We start from the raw sequence: 20295 nt of genomic DNA, 5'->3' as shown, positions 1-20295 counted from the left end.
GGACACCGGAACTCTGTCGGCCGTATCGACACCGCCGGAGTCTGATGTACCACAGGAAGATACGATCAGAACTACGGAAATTGACAGAGTCGCCCAAGCCGAACATGTTTACCTGCTTACCACTCAGCATCTTGAGCATCGTTGCGGCACAGCACTCGGCTTCTTCCCAATAATGGACTGCTGCAAGGAATCTCCCGATCCATCAAGCCGTGCAGTATGCCTGCTCTCATCAGTTCCGCCCCGCGGCCGGACAAGATGCGTGAACGCCCGCGCATCCGGTGGCAGTTTCGAGAGCAGGTCCTCGATCTGCTGAGGCGTTTTGCCGTCCAGCGACCGACTGAGTTGGTTGAGGTATTCCATCTGCGAAGCCGGAATTGCCGCGGTATCACCACATTCCAGCCGAGAAGCCGACGAAATACGTACCTCTGCAATCACTTTCGCAGCCGACTACGACACATCAGTTGGACCGATCCACTCCGGATACTGCACGGCCATCGGCATCGTCGGCATGACATAGCCGGGAGGTGACCTCAATGCTCTGCTCCCGGAAAAACTTGTGGTAAACATCGGAAATTCCAGTTTCCACCAATCGATACACTGCTGCGGGATCGCGTCACTCCGAATCGATGTGTACTCGGTGATTTTCCAGTTTCCGAAAACATTCCACACCGGCGGCCGTTGCGCACGAGGATCATGACCATCCACATCGGTATCTACAATCCCCGGCTTGCCCGGAAGTTCCGCAGCATTCACCAAAGTGATCCGTACAGAATCAGAAAGAACGGCCTCCCCTGGCCTTTCGCTCGGTTTCTGAAATAACCGATAGCTACACACTGTGGCCGATACTGAATTCGAATTCACCGAGTAATCAACTACATGCCGAAACCAGGTATGTACGCGTCCATAGTTCGTCCCCCCTTCGGTGCGGAAACCTGGATTTCCGGGAGTAATCCAGCTATTACTGTCACGAACCGCATCAAAATAACCCGGATAGGTAGTTTCAGGCCCGGCAGCGAAAGTGTATTCAATAGATTCCTCGGCAACACGAATCAATTCCGCACCGCGTCCGATCAAATCGATACCAGGATCAGCCGACCACACAGTCGTGTAGGGAAATGGCAAGACCGTCGCAATATCGACAGAAACTGCAGGTGAGTCACCACCACATGCTGTTGTAGATGCCGCACATACCAGGGCTACGGCCGCCGCCATCACACGTCTAGTGATCATAGAATGTCGCCTTGTCATAGCTGTCCTGCATTCTCGAATAATGACTATCGCTTGGACGACCGAACGTCGAGAACATCGTGTTGATGTCACCTAACTTAGCCTTATTATTCCCGGCCGAAACCTGAAGATCATCCCATGACTTCAAGGTTCCGTCATGATTGAATGCCCAATCGTAGGTCTTGAATTCAGGCGGCAATTCTGGCGCAGCATTCAAAATATTGTAAGCCTGTTTAGCTGAATCGAAACCTGAAAGTTTAGCCGAATCAGCACCTGTAGGTTGCGCACCGATTATCGACTCCTTCAACGGATCTCCCCCGGCACCGAGCATGGCATTGATGTAATCCCCGCCGGATAGGTTGCCGATCCCCAACGTTCCGAGGCTCATCAAAGCACCGTACGCATTGTTCTTACGCGCATACATTTCGGCTGCCTGCGCTGCCGTATCGTCGTAACCATCCTGGGTGCCGCGAAGCAACCCGACATCAGCCAGTCCGGCAAGGGTTCCAGCAGTATCCAAATTGTTGACTACGCTTTCACCCATAGGGTTCAGCGCATACTCACCCTGCTTCGCGAGCATCTCCTGATACGCCGCTTGCGTAAAATTCGTCCCAGCTGTTTCATCGGTATTCATCAACGCGAACACGTTTGCCGAACCAGTGTAATGCTGCATCCCGTCCGGATCAGCCCATCCATCAGTGTCGAAACCGGGAAGGTTCTCAGGAACTGCCCCAGCCAGATGGGACACATACGGGCTCATACTGCTCGAAACTGTCTGCAACAAATCAGGATTGAGCTGACCAACCGACTGACGATCAGCTTCGGGAACATTCGACAACAGTTTCCACGCATCGCCGGTACTGACCGCCTCACCAACAGCTGACATGATGCTGCCGGAACGAGTTGCCGTCGCCACATCCGTCGGGTCATTCGGATTCTCCACCGTGGCATCACCATCCGGGAAATCGAAGAGCGTCGACGCAGCCTTGCCGTCGTCAGTCCAGTTGTGCGACAGCACATCCTTCACAAAATCACTGCCGTTCTCGGGATTGTTCACAGCAGCATCGACAGCAACCTTGTCATCTCCCACAGCGGCGAAGATCCGCTCGGTGAGCCCCTTGTCCGGACTGCCCCCGTCGGCAAAGAAGCCGGCTCGCTCAGAGGGCCTGAGCTGCTCCTGAGCGACCTCCGCATTCAGATACTGCCTACCAACCTCCAACAGCGACTTATCGAGTTCACTGCCGGTCTTGTATTGATCGTCACCCATCGCGACGATGTCAGCGATAGCCAGATTGTCGGCAACACCATTGAGTTCGACTGTACGGATGAAGCTCTGGCCACTGACCTGGAAGTCGCCCGTAACCAAGTCATCCCGAGTCAACGATTCACGCATCTTGTCCGGCAGTACGTCCAGTCCGCCCTTCGTCGGAATTTCGGAATCACCTTCCACCGACGCGGTCACGTGCTCGTTGGAGAGAATCTGCAACGAGTTGGCGACCGACGCCCGCGCATCCGGTGGCAGTTTCGAGAGCAGGTCTTCGATCTGCTGAGGCGATTTGCCGTCCAGCGACCGACTGAGTTGGTTGAGGTATTCCATCTGCGAAGCCGGAATTGTCGCGGTATCACCGCGTTCCAATGCAGCAGCCTGCTCCGGCGTCAAGTGCCCGCTTTCCGAAATCCGCTGCAGTTGCTCCGGCGTCATCGACTCCGGATGCTTGGCCATCGCATCAAAATCACTCTTACCCTGTTGTCCACCCGACGTAGCTGCCGAAGTGAATTTCACCCGCAATCCGTCACGCGCAGCTGCCAGGGAACTTCGGAGGTCGTTGTCGGCTGTTTCTGCCGCATTTGCCTTGTCGGTAAGTTCACGTTGACATTCCTGCATCAACGCCACGCGAGCGGCGTCCGGTTCTGCGCTCGAGTCAGTGAGCACAAGGGATTCAGAGACCGAGAAATTGTTGCTAGCCGCTGTATCGATTGCCAAACGGGCATCCCTCAAGGGAGATTCGATCTCGTAGTAGCCGTTCCTCGCTGTAGCTGCGAGAGCCTCGAGTGCGTCGGCAATCTCCCCGGCCGTCTTTTTGTCCGCGGCCGCTCTGTCCTGAGCTGCTTCGGCAGTCTTCCCTTCCCAGTAGTTACCGTTGATCATCGTCACACTGCTGAGATACCTGGCGAACAGGTCCTCTGCCTTGCTGCCCAAAGAAGTCCATGAATCGGCAATAGTGTTCAGGGCGGCCGGATCCCACGAGTTGAGCTGCGCGCGCGTCGGGGTCATTCGATGGAATCCTGAGTGTTCCAGTCACCGGTTGCAGAGGTGTACGTAGTGGCCAGATCTGCAGCCGACTGCTCGTCGCGGCTTCGAAATTGTTCAGCAACGTTGACCATGATGTCGCCGGCCTCGCCGAGCCGCTCTGTCAACGAAGGAACCAATACACCGTCGATGAGCTCAGACGAGATGGATGAGGCTTCGAGATAGGAGCTGAGCACACTCGAGGAAGACCCAGCCGATGGGTCTCCGAACATCGGTGTGAATGGCAGAGGCTCGGACGGCATCGAATTGCTGTTGAACCAGGAGCCGAATGAACCATTCACGCCCGAGGCGCCACCGGCTGGCGGACCCACCGACAGCTGCGCTGCTTCGTCAGCGAGCCCGTGCAGAACACCGCCCAGCTTTTCGAGTTCCGCGATATCTGCCGCAAACGTACCCACAAGCCCCCCTCGGACTTACGAGCCAGACCCCCCGACTCGCACAATGTCGCCCAGTATAGGACGAACGGTCGAGTTCAGAGATCCGACGCCAAGGGAATCTCCTTCACCGCACGATCAGTCATCCATTCACGTAGGACCTTGGTGGCGATGACGTCGTCCTCGTTGTACTGCAGGATCCGTGTCCGTTGCGACTCGTCGGGCTCTCCGTCGTAACCGACTGCTTCGCGGTACCAGGCCATGGACGCCTCGCCGCCGGCCTCGGCGTCACGCCAATTGAATCCTGCAACCGGAGCAACCTTCTTGAGCCCCTTACCTTCTGGGCAGATGAACTGATCGCTGACTGCCTGATAGATATCCACCCATTGTGGGCTGTCGATGAACTCTCGGATCTCGTCTTTGGTTGGTATGCCCGGTTCTCCGGCAAATCTTCGAGCCGAATCCAACAACCACTTGTCCTCAGCTGATCGCGAATAGCAGTATGCGGCAAAGGTTTTACCGGAAGCAGCAGCAGCAGCACGCTCCGCCATCAACCAACCCCAGAATTCGGCGAACGACCGCGCCTCGTCACGCGTCGGCAACGGATCCCACGTCGCGAAACCTCGATACATCGAGAAGCCACCAACATTGAGCAAAGTCCCCCACAGGTAGGCACCGTGCTCCTGGTAGCTCTCCATGTCGACATCGATTTCGATATCGGCGCGAGTCACCGAAATTTCCTCGAAGCGTCGCACCAACGGAGCGCCCACCAGCCAGGCTTTCGCGATCACGACGGCGTCGTCGAAGTTCCCGTGCGGCCAATCCTCGAGCGGCTCGCCTTCCCACGCGGCAAGTTGATCGATGGTGTTGCACCCGGCGTCACGCAGCAGCTCGGCCCGCGAGCCGACGGCCACCAGACTGACATCCCGATTGCGAACCAATTCTTGCTTGCATTCCGTCCACCACGGGCACGATTTGCACTCACTGATCTGCGAAGGCGAGGTCAAGATCTCACCGCGCGCCACGGCAATTCTGTCGTCGTAACGCTCGTCGTAGTCCTCGAGAATCGCACTCAGGTCGTACACGAGAATGCAGTCGCCGTTGTAGCCGACGGCACCGGCTTGCAACGACGGACTCGCCAGTCCCCGGCGCTCGAGCATTCGATAAACCTGGGCGACACGCATCTGGTCGCGGACCTGGCTTCGGACCTTGCGCTTCGGATCCGTCTCGGGCTCCCACTCGAACAATCCCGACGTGATTGCGCCCTGCCCGGGATCGGTGACTTTGTGGTTGACGACGATCACCGGGATGTAGCCGCCACCGTCGACGTCGCGGATGAGCATTTCGCAACGACCCTTGCGCCCGGTGTCGCGCTCGACGGGCAGCACCGCGCCCCAGATTCTGTCGGCGCCGGCCTCACAGGCCGCGAGGGTGTCGCGGGCCTGCGCTGCCGTGGACTGGTCGGAATCGATGCGCACCCACCGCTCCGGATCCGCGCTGATCACGAGATCCGCGATCTCGGCGCGCTTGGCGATCGCCGATTCCTGACGTTGCTTGACTCCGGTATCGACAGGTTCCGACGCCGACTTCCCCGGAAATAGTCCGTCGAGACGGACCCGGTGGCGGCAACGAGTCAACGCTCCCGAATCGATCAGCGGGAGCTTGGGCGCGAGGTTGTTATCGGAACACACGATGACGAAGATTATGTGCTCCCCTAGGCTGAAGCCGAAGCGCAGGTACCTGGCAGCGCACAAACACCTGGAAACGGGGTCCTTTTCGATGGGGTTGTTCAAGAAGCGGAAGTCTCGTGCCACCCGCAAGGCAGAGGCGAAGGCTCTCAAGCACAAGGCTGAGGTCGAGGCAAAACTCAACGCCAAGAGCCAGCGCAAGCGCGATAAGGTCGAGACCAAGTCGATCAAAAAGCTGGAAAAGACCGAAATCGACTCGACGCACAAGATCGAGAAAGCCCAGCTCGCAACACTGAAAGCCCAGGAAAAGGCTGCCGCGAACCAGGGCCTGACCGTCGCCAAGGTCCGTAAGTACCTCGGTGTCGCTCGCCTCTTGGCACCAGTTCTGCTGCCGATCGTTTATCGAGCGGCAACCACCATTCGTGGCCAGTTGGACACTGCTCGAGCTCAGAAGATGGGCATTGCCGTCGACCAATTGGGCGATTACACCGGGCACGGTGCCAAACTCAGCGCCCGGATCGCGGGAGCCGAAAGTTCGGTCACCGAAATCCTGAGCCACAAGCCGAACGATGCCGAGACACAGCGTTTTGCCGCGGCAATCCGTGAGCGTCTGAGCGATCTGAGCACCGCAGTTCGGGCATCCGAGCAGATGCCGCAGGCACGACGCAAGGCTGCGCACCACGCCATCGCTACCGAACTCGACGGCGTCGAAGCAGATCTGCTTGCGCGCCTCGGCGTGCGCTAGAGAAAAGTGTCTTCACTCGGCGCGCCCGCGACAGCACCCCTTCGGGGCAGTGTTGTCGGGGCCGCGTCGGGTGCCCTGGCGATAGCAGCGCACGGGATGGGCGGCGGTGAAATTCCGCCGGCGTCGGCGATGACTTTGCTGATCGCCGTCAGCGTGGCGGTTGGCGCGATCACCGCAACACTCCCGGCACTGACACGAGGCCCGTTGCCCCTGATTGCGGCACTCGGTGCCGGTCAACTCGCGGCGCACGCTGCCATGACCGTCTCCGTGCACTCTCATTCATCCGCTCCCGGCCTCATGATGCTCGGGGCGCACGCAGTGGCTACCGCGGTGTGCGCGGTACTCGTCCTCGCCGCTGAGCAGTTTTTCCGCGTCGTCACCACGGTCATCCGAGACGTACTGGCTCCGATTGGGCCGATTGCCCGAGTTCGCCGACGCATCTCCTACAACGGCACCCACCCCAGCACCGTCGACGCTCTCCTTCGCGCCAGCATCTCGCGGCGCGGTCCTCCTGTTCTGGTTTGAAGAACTCGTCACTCATCGAAACCTTCACCAGAGGACACAACCCAACATGAAGAACACCCTGATTTCGCGTGCACTTTTCACGGCAACAGCCACCGGCGGAGCCCTTCTCATCGCCGGCGGAATTGCGTCGGCGCACGTCAGCGTCGTAGCTCCCGGGGCGACGCAGGGCGGATACACCGTTCTGACCTTCCGCGTTCCCACCGAATCCGACGCCGCCTCCACCACCAAGGTGACGGTGGCACTGCCCGACCTGAAGTCGGCTCGCACCGAACCGATGCCCGGTTGGACATCCGTCGTCGAGAAGGATCCGACGTCGTTGGTCGCCAAGTCCGTGACCTGGACAGCAGATCCCGGCGTCGGAGTCGGACCCGGCCAGTTCCAGCAGTTCGTCCTTTCTGCCGGCCCTCTCCCGACGCAGGACGAGGTCGAGTTCAAGGCAGTGCAGACGTACAGCGACGGCAAGGTCGTCAACTGGGATCAGGAAGCTCTCGCCGACGGCAGTGAGCCCGACAAGCCGACACCGACGCTGACGTTGGCAGCTTCGACCGGCGACGCCCATGGGGCAAACACCGCAACTGCGACGGAATCTACGACAGAATCAGCGAACGACAACACAGCCCGCTGGCTCGGAGGAGCCGGACTGGTGCTCGGCGCCCTCGGCGCCGCACTCGGTCTGGGCGCACTGGTGAGGAGCAAGCGTTCATGAGTACACGCATCAAGGTAATTACGGTCGGTCTACTCGCCATGCTCGCGTCGATGATCGGAGTGGGCACCGCCAGTGCACATTCCGCCGTCACCAGTTCCAACCCCGAGAACGGAACGTCGATCCAGGTCGCCCCGGACAACGTCTCCGTCAGCTTCAACGAGGCCTTGCAGGCGCAGTTCGCCGCGTTGACGGTCACCGGCCCCGGCGACAGTCGCGACCAGTGGACCAAGGGCGACCCCTCGGTGGAGGGTGCAACGGTAAGTGTGGATCTCGGGGATCTGGGACCCGCCGGTGTGTACACGATCGCGTATCGCGTGACCTCTGCCGACGGCCACCCGGTTCAGGGAACGTTGAACTTCACGCTCACCGAAGCCGGCCCGGGCACTCCCACCACTCCGACGGCGGGTGGCGGTGAGAGTTCGTCGTCATCCTCGTCGTCGAACAGCATTCCAGTGTGGGCCTTCATCGTCGCCGGTGTAGTCGTCTTCGGCGGCGCACTGTTCTTCGTGCTCCGCAAGCCCAAGTCGAGCTGATCCGATGACCGGTACGGCAAACAGATGGTGGTTGCTGTTTGCCGTACCTACAGCTCTCCTGGGAGTGCTGATCGCCTGGGGGTTGGCAACTCCCGCCGGCCCCGAGGCGTCCAGCACCGTCCGCGCCCTCGCCATCGGTAGTGGTTCTGTGACACTGGGAATCGCGACCTTGGCGTGGATGGGACGCGGGGAGCGTCGACCCGCAGCACCCGCAGCCACCATGTGGACTCAACTCACCGCCCTTGCTGCAGTGTGGTTCGTTGCCGAAATCGCCCTCCTCGCATTGGGGGCCGCGGCCGCCGACGGAACGCCGATAACGTCGTTGACAGTCGGCAACTTCGGAACATTTGTCAGCGAAGTCAACGTCGGCCGCGTCGGTGTCGCCATCATCGTGTGCGCGTTTTCCGTCGTCTGCTACGGCGTCTACGGGTTCAAGAACCCTGAAACAGCGCCTGTGGCACCGGCATTGGTCGTCACGGCGCTCGCCCTCGCCGCCCGTCCCATCACCGGCCACATGGCGCAGCAGAGCTTCGGTTCCATCCTCGACGCCGTCCATGTGCTCGCGGCCGCACTGTGGTTCGGTGTCCTTGCCGCCCTCGCCCTGGCAATGCCCGCTCGCGGCGCCTGGGCACTCTGGTTGCCCAAATACTCCGAACTCGCCTGGCGATGCGTTCTCGCACTTGTCATCACGGGAACGGTCAACGCTGCCGTGCGCCTCGGATCTGTGACCGCCCTCTATGACACCGCGTACGGACGCGTCGTACTCGCCAAAATCGTTGCCATCGCCTTACTGGTCGCCTTGGGGTGGTGGTGGCGTCGAACGTGGGTGATCGCGAGTGCAGCTCACCGAATCAGCGCGGACGGATCCTTGCGCCGCGCGATCAGTGAAGTTGCCTTTATGGCAATCGCTTTCGGCCTTGCTGCGGCGCTGGCGACAACTGCCTGATCCACTTTCGGGTGTCTGCCGGATCGATGACGTCATCCAACTCGAATATTGTTGCCGCCATCAGAGCTTTACCCTGCGCATACGCCAACTCCACGAACTGGCCGAACAGTGTCTCCCGAGCAGCGGGGTCTTCGATCGACTCCAGTTCCTTCCGGAAACCCAACCGCACAGCGCCTTCCAAGCCCATGGGGCCGATCTCGCCGGTCGGCCAGGCCACCGTGAACTCCGGAGCCTGGAACGAACCGCCGGCCATCGCCATGGCGCCCAACCCGTATCCCTTACGCAGGATGACGGTTCCGAACGGCACGGTAAGTCGCGCACCCGCCACGAAGAACTTGCCGAATCTCCGAACCGTCGCCTCTTCCTCCGAATCAGGCCCCACCATGAATCCCGGTGTATCGCACAGGGTCACCAGCGGCATGCGATGGGCTTCCAACAATTCCAGGAAGTCCGACGCCTTGTCCGATGCCTCCGCGTCGATAGCTCCGCCGAGATGCTCACTACTGTTGGCCAGCACTCCGTACGCGACACCTTCGACGCGAATCAGCGCCGTCACAATCCCGCGTCCGTAGTCGCGCCGCAACTCCAAGACCGAACCGACGTCGGCGATCGACGTGATCGCGGCGCGCACATCGTAGGAACGTAACCGGTTCTCCGGCACCACATGCCGCGACAGACGCGGATCCGGAGCGGTCCACTCCGCCGATGCACCCTGGAAGTAACCCAAATACTTCTTGGCCAGGGCAACGGCCTGAGCGTCGTCGTCCGCTACCAGATGTACGACGCCGTTACGTCGTTGCACGTCGACGGGTCCGATGTCCTCGGGGCGGAAGTTTCCGAGACCACCGCCCTCGACCATTGCCGGTCCACCCATCCCGATGTTGGCGTCGGGGGTTGCGATCAGGACGTCACAGGCGCCGGCCAGTGCCGCGTTGCCGGCAAAACAACGCCCCGATACGACGGCCACCAGGGGCACTCTGCCGCTCAGCGCCGCCATCGCACGGAACGTACCCAGTTCGAGTCCCGAACCCGCTCCGGCATCCGTATCACCCGGGCGGCCGCCGCCGCCTTCCGCGAAGAGCACCACCGGAACTCGCTTGCGGCCTGCAATTTCGAGTAGTCGATCGGTCTTCGCATGATTGCGCATACCTTGCGTACCGGCAAGAACCGAGTAGTCGTAGGAGATGACGACGCTCTCGCCGCCGCCGATGGTCGCGACGCCGCCGATCAACCCGTCAGCCGGAGTGTTGGCGATCAAATCTTCTTCACTACGTCGACTACGTTGGGCCGCCAGAGCCAGTGCACCGTACTCGACCAAACTGTTGTCGTCGACCAAATCGTAGACGTTTTCGCGAGCAGTTCTGCGCCCCAGCTTGTGGCGCTTCGCCACTGCCGTGGGACGTGCTGCGTCGAGCGTAACCTCATGGCGGGCAATGATTTCAGCAAGATCAGGGCGCACAGCGTCGAGGTCAACCATATCGATATCGGCCAGTTGCGCGCCGGCGGTCGCACTGCGAACGACGAGCAGGGGTTCGCCGGCACTCACCGACCTTCCGACTGACGAGAGCACCCGAACCACTTCGAGATCCCCTTCGGCCGGCAGCACATGTTGCATCTTCATCGCCTCGAGTATCACGACCTGGCCGCCGGCGTGCACACCGCTACCGACGGCAGCAAGTTCGACAACGATGCCAGCCATCTGCGCTCTCACCACAACTTCGTCGGATCCGACATCCACACTAGGCACACGGCCGGGCGCACCAATTTCAGGAACCAAGTCCGCCAGGCGCGAGCCGAGCCAGTCGACGTCGATCAGAGATTCACGGAAATCCTTGTCGGACAGTATCGCCCGCAGGAACGCTATATTCGTCGGAACTCCGTCGATAGCAAAATCATCCAGAGCTGCGATCGATTTACGCACTGCTGCAAGAAAATCCGATCGGCGGGTATGTGCGATTACCTTCGCCAGCAGGGAATCGTATCGGACGCTCGGCGTCAGCCCGGGCACACCGAAGGTGTCCACCCGCACCCCCGGCCCACTGGGCGGAGCGAACACGTCCAGCGTCCCGGACGCCGGCAGCGCATTGCCGTCGCGCGTCATGGTTTCCAGGTTGACCCGCGCCTGAATCGCAACTCCCGACGCCTTTGCCAACGCGCCGTGATGCTCGAAATCTCCTTCTGTCCACGTGATTCCACCGGGAAGATCCAGATCGTCGAAATCCATGCCGTCCGCAATCATCAATTGCGCGGCTACCAGATCGACGCCCGTAACCTCTTCGGTAACCGTGTGTTCTACCTGAATTCGCGGGTTGACCTCGAGGAAAACGAATCCGCGCTCTTCGAGCAGAAACTCGACGGTGGCAATCCCGCGATACCCGACCGCGGCACACAAGCGCGCCGCCGCCGAATGCAGGCGCTCACGCAGCGGGTCCGAAAGTCCTTGTGCCGGAGCGATCTCTATCAACTTTTGGTGGCGTCGCTGAACACTGCAATCTCGATCACCCAAGGCCAGAGCACGCGTTCCCCCGCTGCCTGGCGCCGCTACGACCTGCACCTCGATATGACGTGCACGTTCACTGAGCACTTCCGCGAACAACGCCTCGGTGCCGAACCCGGCCAGCGCTTCGGCAGAACAGACCCGGTAGGCCTCGTCCAGAGATCGGGCATCGGTAACCGCCCTCATGCCGCGGCCACCGCCGCCGGCGAGTGCTTTGATCATGATTCCACGCGGGTTGCGGGCAAAGAATTCTCGAACCTCGTCGAGGTTTACGCCGCCCGCGGTTGCGGGTAGTACCGGAATGCCGGACCCGGCGGCGGTCGCTCGTGCGCTCGCCTTGTCACCGAAAGTACGGAGCACGCCGGCGTCCGGGCCGACAAAAACCATGCCTGAATCAGTACATCCCTGCGCGAAGTCTGCATTCTCACTCAGAAATCCGTACCCCGGATGAATGTGCGTAACACCGGAATTCGTCGCAATCTCCAACAACGAATCCTGATCCAGGTAGGCGGCCGCGCCACTGCCCTGCAAGGGGTAGGACTCGGTAGCGGCATCGACATGCGGACTACCCGCATCGTCTTCGGCATACACGGACACTGTTTCGATGCCGAATTCACGAGCAGTGCGAATGATGCGCAGGGCAATCTCGCCTCGGTTGGCGATCAGCAGTCTCATTCGAAAACGTCGCATCCAGTCACCGCCACAGTGTGTTTTGACATCGCCGTCAAGTCAAGCAATAGCGACGCCCGGTGCCGAAGTGGGGGTCTTCGGCACCGGGCGTCAACTCATGCGATCTGGGTCAGGTCGTCGTACTACTTATGCACGGTTGCGTCGGACTGCGATAGCTCCGCAGGCCGCCAAGCCGATCAGACCCAGCCCACCGAGAGTGAGCGCCAGATTCGGGCCGGCACTCTCGTCGGCGCCGCCGCCGTCAATGGCGGTGGGGCGTGGTCCCGTCGGAGCCCGCGGTATTGACGGCGCATCCACCTGCGGCGCGACCGGTGCCGGCACGTTCGGCGCACCCGGACTGACGGGCGCTCCGGGGGGCGCCGGAATGATCGGGATGATGGGAATGATCGGAATGATCGGGATGACAACCACATTCGGCTGCGTAATACCCGGCACAGTCACGGTGGTAGTCCGAACCGTAGTCGTCGTCGTCGTCGGTGCAGTCGTCGTAGTCGTCGGTGCAGTCGTCGTATCGAAGGTCACCGTTGCGTCGCCCGCGAGTTTGTCTTGTTGCACGGTGTCGAAGGTTGCGAAGACCTGGCACTCGGCACCGGCGTTGTTCCAGTGGATGCTCTCGTGCGAACTGGGAGTACCCGACACGGAAACCTTGACGTTGCCACCCGCGGAAGACGTGACACAGAGTTTCACGTCGGTCGAATCATTGCCGCTGCCGGTGACAACGAGGGTATTGCCGGTCAGCTTCGCGTTTGAGCTGGGCTCACACAGTTCGACCTTGGCGCCGGTCGGAACATTCACCGTGAGCCGCTTGCCGTACAGATTGGTCGATACCGTGAAGGTGGCCGTGCCGCCGTTCGCGACTGTTCCCGCGGTGGGGCGTGTCAGCTCGATTCCCAAAATGGGTTCGGCTTTCATGATCTCGAGAATCCGAGACTGCTCTGCTGATCCGAGGTCGGCGTCGCAATCGACCATCTCGGTGCCGTCGCCGTATTTGTGTTGGCCGCCCTCCCAGTCGGAAATACACCACACCAGCAGCTGCCGATTCACCCGATTGTTGTCGGTCGAATCGTCGGCGACACCGTTCGGCGTGAGGGCCGTGAACGGATGTGGATTTTGGAGGAGGTAACTGATGACGAGTTCCTGATCGTCGTTCAGGCGGTCATTACCGGCAACCGGGATTGTCGGCCCCACAGTCTCGAAGGAGAGTTCATTGTGGCGATCGTCTTCAGGGGTATAGCCCGGCCGGCCGCCATTGACCTCATCGCAGGTATCCAGGTCGATATCCGTGCAGTACATCCATTCCGACCGCGGACCCACGCCGTCAACTTCGCGCACACCACAGACCGGGGCGACTACCGACCTACCGTCGACGTAGCCGTTGTTGTAGAGGGGCACGACATTTCCGTCGTTGTAGTTCTCCAAACGCTGACCGTCGATCACCAGTTCATTCGACCCGGGAACGATGTCGGCGGTATCCGTTCCCTCACACGCCGACGCGGTGAAAGCTGCCGTCGGCAGTGCCGCGCGAGCCGGCGCGGATGTTGCGGGTCCCGCAAATCCGGCGACAATTCCACCGACCATCACACACGTCGAGAGTGCGGACACGGAAGTTAGTACGATCGATTTCCGTTGCGCAACGGCCGATGGCGATGTGCTCATTTGTTGATCTCCTCGAAAAGTAACCAGACGGGCAAGCTGAAGACCGCGCCAGTCGATAACTGATAGATTGCCGACTGATTGCGATGATTAGAAACCGTAGAAATATTCATGTCAACCAAGCCTTAACCGGCAAAGGGTTACATATCGTCACCCGCACCCAGTGATGGAAGACGATTTTCGGCCATTGCACCGGGTAGACAAAAACATCTACTACGCAGCAGGTTTTCAGAAAAGATCCAGTGGCGGCCAGGCCGATTCGGAAACCTGAACACCCATTGCTAATCCGTCCGATTTATTCGAACTCAATACCGCTGACTGAACGATCAATTAGCGGAATAGTTACTAATCGGCCTTTGGGTAATCCGAATATCGAACTGAACGCCTCCGGATACGTCACGGAAAATAAGACTCGAATTCATCAATTCGGACTATTCGCATAATTCACCCAGGCGGGTTGGTGATCGGGACACACAATTCGCATACCGGACGCGCCGAATCAATGAGACAACCGTAATCTTTCCGACGACGGACTGACCGGTCCGAACAGGTGCTCTGCTCGTCTCTTCGGGAGCTCGGTATCCCTGTCAATAGTGCTTGCAGAAGGAGATCACCTTATGCCTGAAAACTCAGGGCCGATGACGCCTCTTCAGATCAAGAGTGCTGCCGCGGATTTGATGCCGGCACTCAAATCCGAATTGATCGAACTGGTACGGATACCGTCGGTCGCAACAGACGGCTACCCCGCAGCGCCGCTCTTCGAAGCTCACGATCTGATCGTCTCGCTCTTGGAGAATGCCGGTGTCACCCAGATCGACCGTCTGGAGATTCCCGGCAAGACGGCACCCGTCATCATTGCCACCGTTCCCGGCCCGGCAGACGCTCCGACAGTTCTCATGTACTCGCACTACGACGTCGTTCCCGCCGAAGATCTCGAACTCTGGGACTCACCTCCCTTCGAGCCGACAGAACGCGACGACGCCCTCTACGGCCGCGGAACGGCCGACTCCAAGGCGAACGTGATCGGCATGATCGGCGCGCTCCGCGTATTCGACGGAAACCCGCCCGTGACGGTGAAATTCGTCATCGAGGGTCAGGAAGAATTCGGTAGTCCCTTCGACAATTACCCGCCCGAAGCGCCGGAGCTTTTCCAGTCCGACGCCATGGTGATCGCAGACGTCGGCAGTGTTCGTCCCGGCTCCCCCACTTTGACGGTCGCGCTACGTGGCTCCGCTCAGGTGATCGTGGAACTGACAACGCTGGGCGCGGACAAGCACAACGGCCTCTACGGCGGCGCTGCTCCGGATGCGCGACTTGCTCTGATCCGTGCGCTCGCGACCCTGCACGACGACAACGGTGACGTGGCCGTCGACGGTCTACTGCGTGAGCCCTGGACCGGAATCAGTTACACCGACGAAGAATTCCGCACCCTCGCCGAGGTTCGCGACGGACTTCCCTTGCTGGGTACCGGCGGAATCGGTGAACGAATCTGGTCCGGGCCGGCAATCACCGTCACCGGTATCGACGCGCCTCCCGTCGACGGCGCGGTCAATGCCGTTGCCAGTACGGCTCGCGCAGTGATCAACCTTCGGGTGCACCCCCGTCAGCCGGCCGTAGAGGCTCAGGCCGCGCTGGTCGAACACTTGCAGGCGCTTCGCCCGTTCGGCCTCGAGTTGGACGTCAAGGCAGGCGAGACCGGCGACGGATTCGCTGCTGCCCAAGGTGGTCCGGCATTCGACGCCGCAATGTTCGCGCTATCCGAATCCTGGGGCGAAGAAGCCGGCCAGATGGCCGGCGGCGGGTCTATCCCCATCGTCATGGCTTTGGACACCGCTGTTCCTACCGCCGAAAAGCTGCTGTTCGGTGCCACAGACGGGTACGCGAACATCCACGGCCCCAACGAGCGGGTCCTTCTCGACGAACTCGAGAAGGCCGTCGTCGCAAAAGCACTGTTCTTCCAGGAGTACGCCCGCACATTCGAAGGGAAGAAATGAGCACCAAGACCGAAGAAGGCGCCGCGCAGTCGCCGGTGAAGAAGAAATTCGAATTTCCCGGCGCCGTCACGATGCTGGCCATCGTCACGGTTCTGGTGTGGGTTGCCGCACTGTTCATTCCGGCCGGCCAATTCGGCGTCGACGCAGATGGATCACCGATTCCCGGTAGCTTCGAGACAGTCACGTCTCCGCTGACATTCTGGGAACGCGTCCAGCAGTTGATCCTCTCCCCGGTCAATGGTCTCTACGGAGTGCAGGATTCTCTCACCGGATTTGTAGACACCGACAACATCGGACGGCTCTTCGGCTCCGTCGGCGTCGTGCTTTTCATCATGGCGCTCGGCGCCTTCATCTCGGTCAGCTTCGCGACGCGAAGCCTGGAAACCGCTGTCTCGCAGCTTGCTACGAAGCTCGGCGACAAAGGCTGGCTGCTCATCACCGTCATCATGGTGCTGTTCTCGCTACTCGGATCGACCATGGGCTTCTCCGTCGAGACCTTCGGTTTCTACGCCCTTCTGATCCCCCTGATGACGGCACTCGGCTACGACCGCATGGTCGCCGCCACCATGATCATTCTCGGCGCTCTTGTAGGAAACTTGGCATCGACGGTCAACCCGTTCTCGATCGGTGTTGCTTCCGGCGAGGCCGGCGTGTCCATCGGTGACGGTATTGTTCTTCGCGTGATCCTGTGGATCATATTGACCACTGTTGCAGTGGTATTCGTGCTTCGGTACGCAGCTAAGGTCAAGAAGGATCCCAGTGCATCCATCGTCGGATTCGACGTCGACGAAGACGACGAGGAAGAGCCGGCCGAACCTGTCGACGTCGACGGCAAGCTCACCGGCATTCAGAAGCTGGTCCTCGCCATCACCGGCCTCACCTTCGGCCTGATGATCTTCTCGGTCATTCCGTGGTCGAGCATCTTCGGAGCCACCACCGGCCCCGCCGAGTACGACGCCTACCACGTCACCGCGACCGAGCCGTACTGGTTCGAATTGAACTGGTGGTTCCCGCAACTGGCGATGCTCTTCATTCTCGCCGCAGTTCTCGTGGGCATCGTCGCCAAAATGGGCGAGAAGAAGATCGTCTCACTGATCACCCGCGGCGCCGGCGACATGGTCGGACCGGCCATCGTCATCCTGCTCGCGCGTGGCGTCTCGGTCATCATGACCAACACCGAAACCCTCGATACCATCCTCAATGCGATGGAGAGTTTGGTGAACGGCGCGTCTGCCGGCGTTTTCGCGATTCTCGTGATGATCGTCAACATCCCGCTGGCATTCCTCATTCCGTCCAGCTCCGGCCATGCCACCCTCGCGATGCCGCTGCTGGCTCCCCTGGGTGACTTCGCCGGAGTCAGCCGGTCTCTGGTGATCACCGCCTGGCAGATGGGCCACGGCCTGATGCTGATGGTTGCGCCCACCAACGTCGTTGTCGTCGGCGGCCTCGCAATGGCCAAGGTCGGCTACGACAAGTTTCTACGCTTCGTGTGGCCGCTGTTGGCGATCAACTTCGTCATCGTTGTCGTCGTGATCGGTGCGGCAGCGATACTCGAATAGCGGGGCAGCCCAGTCAGGCGTGGGCGACCACGCCTGACTTTCCCCTCCCTCAACTACCAAATGGAGCGAGCAGATGACTGCGGTCGAGGACCTGGCCGAGGTTGCATCCCGCGCCGTCGCGGCTGAAAGTGAAGCGCGTTCGGTCCGGTGGCAGAGCCGAACCGCCGTGCAGAAAGCGGCGATGTCGGTTCGAGCAGCGTTGGACGACGAACGCTCGGCACTGAGCCAACCGACGTACAGCGGCCTTTCTCCGTCGCCGCACATGGCCCGCCAACTCGAGTTGATCACCCGTCTCCAACCGCCGTTGCCGGCCGAAGCCACCATCGGCGCCGCAGCCCAAGCCGAAGCCGACGCAACCGCTGCGGTCACGACGGCACGGATCGCCTTGCGGGCAGCGCATCTGGCAGTCCTCGAAGCGCGAGTGGCCGCACTCGACGCCGGCGACACCGATGACGTTGCCGCGGCAATCCGCGGCTATGTCCCTCTCGCAGCGGGCAATCCGGTTGTGCGGCACTTCCAGGATCTCGGCCGGCGAATCGGCGAGGAATTCCGGCATGTCTTCGTCGGCAAACCTCGATCCATCGCCTTCCGGCTGGGACTGAGTCTCGGACTCGGTTTCGGTTACCTCGCGTTCATCCGTATCTTCCAGTGGGACAGCAAGGAAGACCGCCTCCCCTACCTTGCGCTGTACGCGTTGTCGGGCGTGATCGGAAGCGTCGTGTGCACCAACGCCCTGAGTTTCGACGCTGCCCGCGTACGGGCCGCGCTCTCGGGTGGTACGCGCTTGTGGCATGTACTGGTAGCCAAGAACATCGTCATGCTGATCTTCGTAGGTGCAGCCGGATTCCTGCTCAGCGCAGTCCTGTCGTGGCGCGCCGGAACCAGCACCGAATTGGTGAAAGCCTGCGGACAAGTCCTGACGATGATCCTGCTCTGGCTCGGTGTTGCCAACGTGATGTCGGTGGTCTTTCCGCTGCGCGCCGAGCCGATGCTCGAACGCCGCTACGACGGCACCTGGAAGCCGTTTCTCATGTCCTTCGCCATCTCGTACGGCGTCGGCCTGATCGTCAATCTCATGCTCTACTGGCGTGTTTGGGCCAAGACAACTCTGCTCGAGCAGATGGGTGGACCGTGGATTCCGGTGGCCATGCTTATTGCGAGCGCCGCCGCGACCTGGCTACTGCTGACCGTGATGGCCGTGTTGTTGGCCGAGCAACCTCGGTTCCGTCGGGCACTACAGCGCGAGATGATCGTCTACCGCGCCCGTAGCGCTCAGGAATCCGTCTCCGTCACGGAATCCTGAGCGCCAGAGCGGTATCAGCTAGCCGAGACCGTCAGATCTCGGAGCGCGTTCTTGCGTACCTTGCCCGTCGCTGTCGTCGGAAGTGCCTCCAGGAACTCGACTCTGGTGGGAATCTTGAACGTCGCCAGGCGTTCTCGACCGAATTCGATGACGTCGGCTTCACTGAGTTCCGCATTGTCCACGAGAACCACGAAAGCTACCGGTGTCTCGCCCCACTTCTCGTGCGGCGCAGCAACTACAGCCACGTCGCGCACCTGGGGCATCGAGGCGATCACCAACTCCACCTCGCGGGAGTAGACGTTCTCGCCTCCACTGATCAGCATGTCTTTCTTGCGATCGACCAGCGTGATGAACCCGTCCTCGTCCACGCGGCCCATGTCGCCGGTGTGGTACCAACCGCCGCGCATGACCTCGTCGGTCTCCGCAGGACGCATCCAGTATCCGACGAACACGTTGTCACCGCGTACGAGCAACTCTCCGACAGTTCCCACCGGCACGTCGTGGTCATGTTCGTCGACCAATCGTGTTTCGATACCGAACAGTGCCCGACCGATGGATCCGGCCTTCTCACGAATCGACTCGGCCGGGAGCAATGCCACCGACGGCGCGCACTCCGTCATTCCGAAGCCCTCCTGGAAGGGAATGCCCAGCTCGGCAAAGTATTCCAGCACCGCCATCGGCGCCGGCGCCCCGGACGTCAGTGCCGAGTCCAGTGAGGACAGATCGTATTCCGCGAGATTCGGAATCGACATGATCGCCTGCCACATGGTGGGTACCAACAGCAGTTGCGTCGCACGTTCCGACTGCACCAGATCGAGGACCTTGACGGGATCGAACGCCGGCAGGATCACGTTGGTTCCGCCGACGTAGATGAACGGCAACGTATGCAATCCCAGCCCGCCGATATGGAACATCGGCAATGCCGTGATGGTGACATCGCGTTCGCGCAATCCGAACGACGCCGTCACTGCCGCGGCGTTGGCACGTAAATTTTCGTGAGTGAGCATGGCGCCCTTGGGATGCCCTGTCGTGCCCGACGTGTACATGATCACGGCGACGTCGTGCCGCTTCGCCTGCGGATGTACCGGCTCCGGACTCGAGTCGGCCAGCAGGGTTTCGTACTCGTCACCGACTGTGATCACATCTCGAATGCGTACTCCCGGTTGCGTCAACGCATCCGAAACCTGCGGGAACATCGGGTGCACGAAAAGCGTCTGTGCCCCGAGATCGGAGAGGACATAACCGATCTCGGGTGCCGTGAGGCGGACATTGATCGGCGTGAAGATGGCCCCGATCTTCGCGCTGGCAAAAAGAATCTCCAGGCATTCCACCGAGGTCGCGACTACGGCTGCGATCCGGTCGCCGGCCCGGATCCCGATTCCGTCACGGAGATGATTGGCCAGTCTGTCTGTGCGCTCGTTGAATTCGCGATACGTCCAGGATTTTCCCGCATAGACAAACGCTGTCTTGTTGCCACTCAACTGAGCTCGACGGACTGCCCAGTCACCGATTCCCTGCATTGATCGACTCCTTTTCTCAAAGTG

General features: G+C 60.6%; 16 protein-coding genes. 8 read left to right on the top strand and 8 right to left on the bottom strand.

Annotation, left to right across the window (positions count from 1 at the left end; genetic code table 11):
* Positions 1 to 123: 123 nt before the first annotated feature.
* The 5 genes from BDB13_RS33785 to BDB13_RS05015 all read right to left on the bottom strand — a co-directional run bounded on the left by BDB13_RS33785 (position 124) and on the right by BDB13_RS05015 (position 5567).
* Positions 124 to 435, bottom strand: a complete 312-nt coding sequence (locus tag BDB13_RS33785; RefSeq protein WP_441347175.1) for a TPR repeat region-containing protein — start codon at positions 433 to 435, stop codon at positions 124 to 126.
* Positions 436 to 447: 12 nt separating this feature from the next.
* The gene (locus BDB13_RS31635; RefSeq protein ID WP_141210615.1) at positions 448 to 1230 is read right to left on the bottom strand and encodes a hypothetical protein; all 783 of its coding nucleotides are present in this window, start codon (positions 1228 to 1230) and stop codon (positions 448 to 450) included.
* A complete protein-coding gene (locus BDB13_RS05025; RefSeq protein ID WP_254922718.1) occupies positions 1220 to 3211 on the bottom strand; it encodes a TPR repeat region-containing protein in 1992 nt (663 codons plus the stop codon). The genes BDB13_RS31635 and BDB13_RS05025 overlap by 11 nt, the downstream gene beginning before the upstream one ends.
* Positions 3212 to 3498: 287 nt before the next feature.
* Entirely contained in the window at positions 3499 to 3936 is a 438-nt protein-coding gene (locus BDB13_RS05020; protein ID WP_094270668.1) for a hypothetical protein, read from the bottom strand.
* Between the two features lie 74 nt (positions 3937 to 4010).
* On the bottom strand, positions 4011 to 5567 hold the full coding sequence (locus BDB13_RS05015; protein ID WP_094274689.1) for a TM0106 family RecB-like putative nuclease: 1557 nt from the start codon (positions 5565 to 5567) through the stop codon (positions 4011 to 4013).
* Positions 5568 to 5691: 124 nt separating this feature from the next.
* Here BDB13_RS05015 and BDB13_RS05010 point away from each other — a divergent pair, with 124 nt between their 5' ends.
* The 5 genes from BDB13_RS05010 to BDB13_RS04990 are packed head-to-tail and all read left to right on the top strand — an operon-like array spanning position 5692 to position 9055.
* Entirely contained in the window at positions 5692 to 6345 is a 654-nt protein-coding gene (locus tag BDB13_RS05010) for a DUF6474 family protein (RefSeq protein WP_094270667.1), read from the top strand.
* 6 nt (positions 6346 to 6351) lie between these two features.
* Entirely contained in the window at positions 6352 to 6870 is a 519-nt protein-coding gene (locus BDB13_RS05005) for a hypothetical protein (RefSeq protein ID WP_094270666.1), read from the top strand.
* Between the two features lie 46 nt (positions 6871 to 6916).
* Positions 6917 to 7576 carry a YcnI family copper-binding membrane protein gene (locus tag BDB13_RS05000; RefSeq protein WP_094270665.1) on the top strand — a complete coding sequence of 220 codons (660 nt, stop codon included), beginning with the start codon at positions 6917 to 6919 and terminating at the stop codon, positions 7574 to 7576.
* Positions 7573 to 8109: a copper resistance CopC family protein gene (locus BDB13_RS04995; protein WP_094270664.1), complete on the top strand. Its 537-nt coding sequence runs from the start codon at positions 7573 to 7575 to the stop codon at positions 8107 to 8109. Before BDB13_RS05000 ends, BDB13_RS04995 begins: the two co-directional genes overlap by 4 nt.
* Before the next feature lie 4 nt (positions 8110 to 8113).
* Entirely contained in the window at positions 8114 to 9055 is a 942-nt protein-coding gene (locus BDB13_RS04990) for a CopD family protein (protein ID WP_094270663.1), read from the top strand.
* Here BDB13_RS04990 and BDB13_RS04985 read toward each other — a convergent pair.
* Entirely contained in the window at positions 9006 to 12227 is a 3222-nt protein-coding gene (locus BDB13_RS04985) for an acetyl-CoA carboxylase family protein (RefSeq protein WP_094274688.1), read from the bottom strand. The genes BDB13_RS04990 and BDB13_RS04985 overlap by 50 nt on opposite strands.
* 141 nt (positions 12228 to 12368) lie before the next feature.
* A complete protein-coding gene (locus BDB13_RS32050) occupies positions 12369 to 13898 on the bottom strand; it encodes a hypothetical protein (protein WP_176459529.1) in 1530 nt (509 codons plus the stop codon).
* A 614-nt stretch (positions 13899 to 14512) separates the two neighbouring features.
* Between BDB13_RS32050 and BDB13_RS04975 the strand changes: the two genes are divergently transcribed.
* The 3 genes from BDB13_RS04975 (at position 14513) to BDB13_RS04965 (ending at position 18751) form a co-directional block, all read left to right on the top strand.
* Positions 14513 to 15889, top strand: a complete 1377-nt coding sequence (locus BDB13_RS04975) for a M20/M25/M40 family metallo-hydrolase (protein WP_094270661.1) — start codon at positions 14513 to 14515, stop codon at positions 15887 to 15889.
* Positions 15886 to 17448 carry a YfcC family protein gene (locus BDB13_RS04970; RefSeq protein ID WP_094270660.1) on the top strand — a complete coding sequence of 521 codons (1563 nt, stop codon included), beginning with the start codon at positions 15886 to 15888 and terminating at the stop codon, positions 17446 to 17448. Before BDB13_RS04975 ends, BDB13_RS04970 begins: the two co-directional genes overlap by 4 nt.
* 73 nt (positions 17449 to 17521) lie before the next feature.
* Positions 17522 to 18751, top strand: a complete 1230-nt coding sequence (locus BDB13_RS04965) for a hypothetical protein (RefSeq protein WP_254922717.1) — start codon at positions 17522 to 17524, stop codon at positions 18749 to 18751.
* A 14-nt stretch (positions 18752 to 18765) separates the two neighbouring features.
* Here the strand turns inward: BDB13_RS04965 and BDB13_RS04960 are convergent, their stop codons facing one another.
* Entirely contained in the window at positions 18766 to 20271 is a 1506-nt protein-coding gene (locus tag BDB13_RS04960; protein WP_094270659.1) for an acyl-CoA synthetase, read from the bottom strand.
* Positions 20272 to 20295: the final 24 nt, after the last annotated feature.

It is taken from the genome of Rhodococcus sp. OK302, from assembly GCF_002245895.1.
Lineage (GTDB): Bacteria > Actinomycetota > Actinomycetes > Mycobacteriales > Mycobacteriaceae > Rhodococcus_F.
The sequence above is the reverse complement of the archived record's forward strand: the minus strand, read 5'-3'. Positions and strand labels throughout refer to the sequence as shown.

What these genes read in the sequence shown, in the direction of transcription:
- BDB13_RS31635 (WP_141210615.1), bottom strand. Translation starts at nt 1,230, where the DNA reads ATGATCACTAGACGTGTGATGGCGGCGGCCGTAGCCCTGGTATGTGCG.
- BDB13_RS05010 (WP_094270667.1), top strand. Translation starts at nt 5,692, where the DNA reads ATGGGGTTGTTCAAGAAGCGGAAGTCTCGTGCCACCCGCAAGGCAGAG.
- BDB13_RS05000 (WP_094270665.1), top strand. Translation starts at nt 6,917, where the DNA reads ATGAAGAACACCCTGATTTCGCGTGCACTTTTCACGGCAACAGCCACC.
- BDB13_RS04995 (WP_094270664.1), top strand. Translation starts at nt 7,573, where the DNA reads ATGAGTACACGCATCAAGGTAATTACGGTCGGTCTACTCGCCATGCTC.
- BDB13_RS04990 (WP_094270663.1), top strand. Translation starts at nt 8,114, where the DNA reads ATGACCGGTACGGCAAACAGATGGTGGTTGCTGTTTGCCGTACCTACA.
- BDB13_RS04985 (WP_094274688.1), bottom strand. Translation starts at nt 12,227, where the DNA reads ATGAGACTGCTGATCGCCAACCGAGGCGAGATTGCCCTGCGCATCATT.
- BDB13_RS32050 (WP_176459529.1), bottom strand. Translation starts at nt 13,898, where the DNA reads ATGAGCACATCGCCATCGGCCGTTGCGCAACGGAAATCGATCGTACTA.
- BDB13_RS04975 (WP_094270661.1), top strand. Translation starts at nt 14,513, where the DNA reads ATGCCTGAAAACTCAGGGCCGATGACGCCTCTTCAGATCAAGAGTGCT.
- BDB13_RS04970 (WP_094270660.1), top strand. Translation starts at nt 15,886, where the DNA reads ATGAGCACCAAGACCGAAGAAGGCGCCGCGCAGTCGCCGGTGAAGAAG.
- BDB13_RS04965 (WP_254922717.1), top strand. Translation starts at nt 17,522, where the DNA reads ATGACTGCGGTCGAGGACCTGGCCGAGGTTGCATCCCGCGCCGTCGCG.
- BDB13_RS04960 (WP_094270659.1), bottom strand. Translation starts at nt 20,271, where the DNA reads ATGCAGGGAATCGGTGACTGGGCAGTCCGTCGAGCTCAGTTGAGTGGC.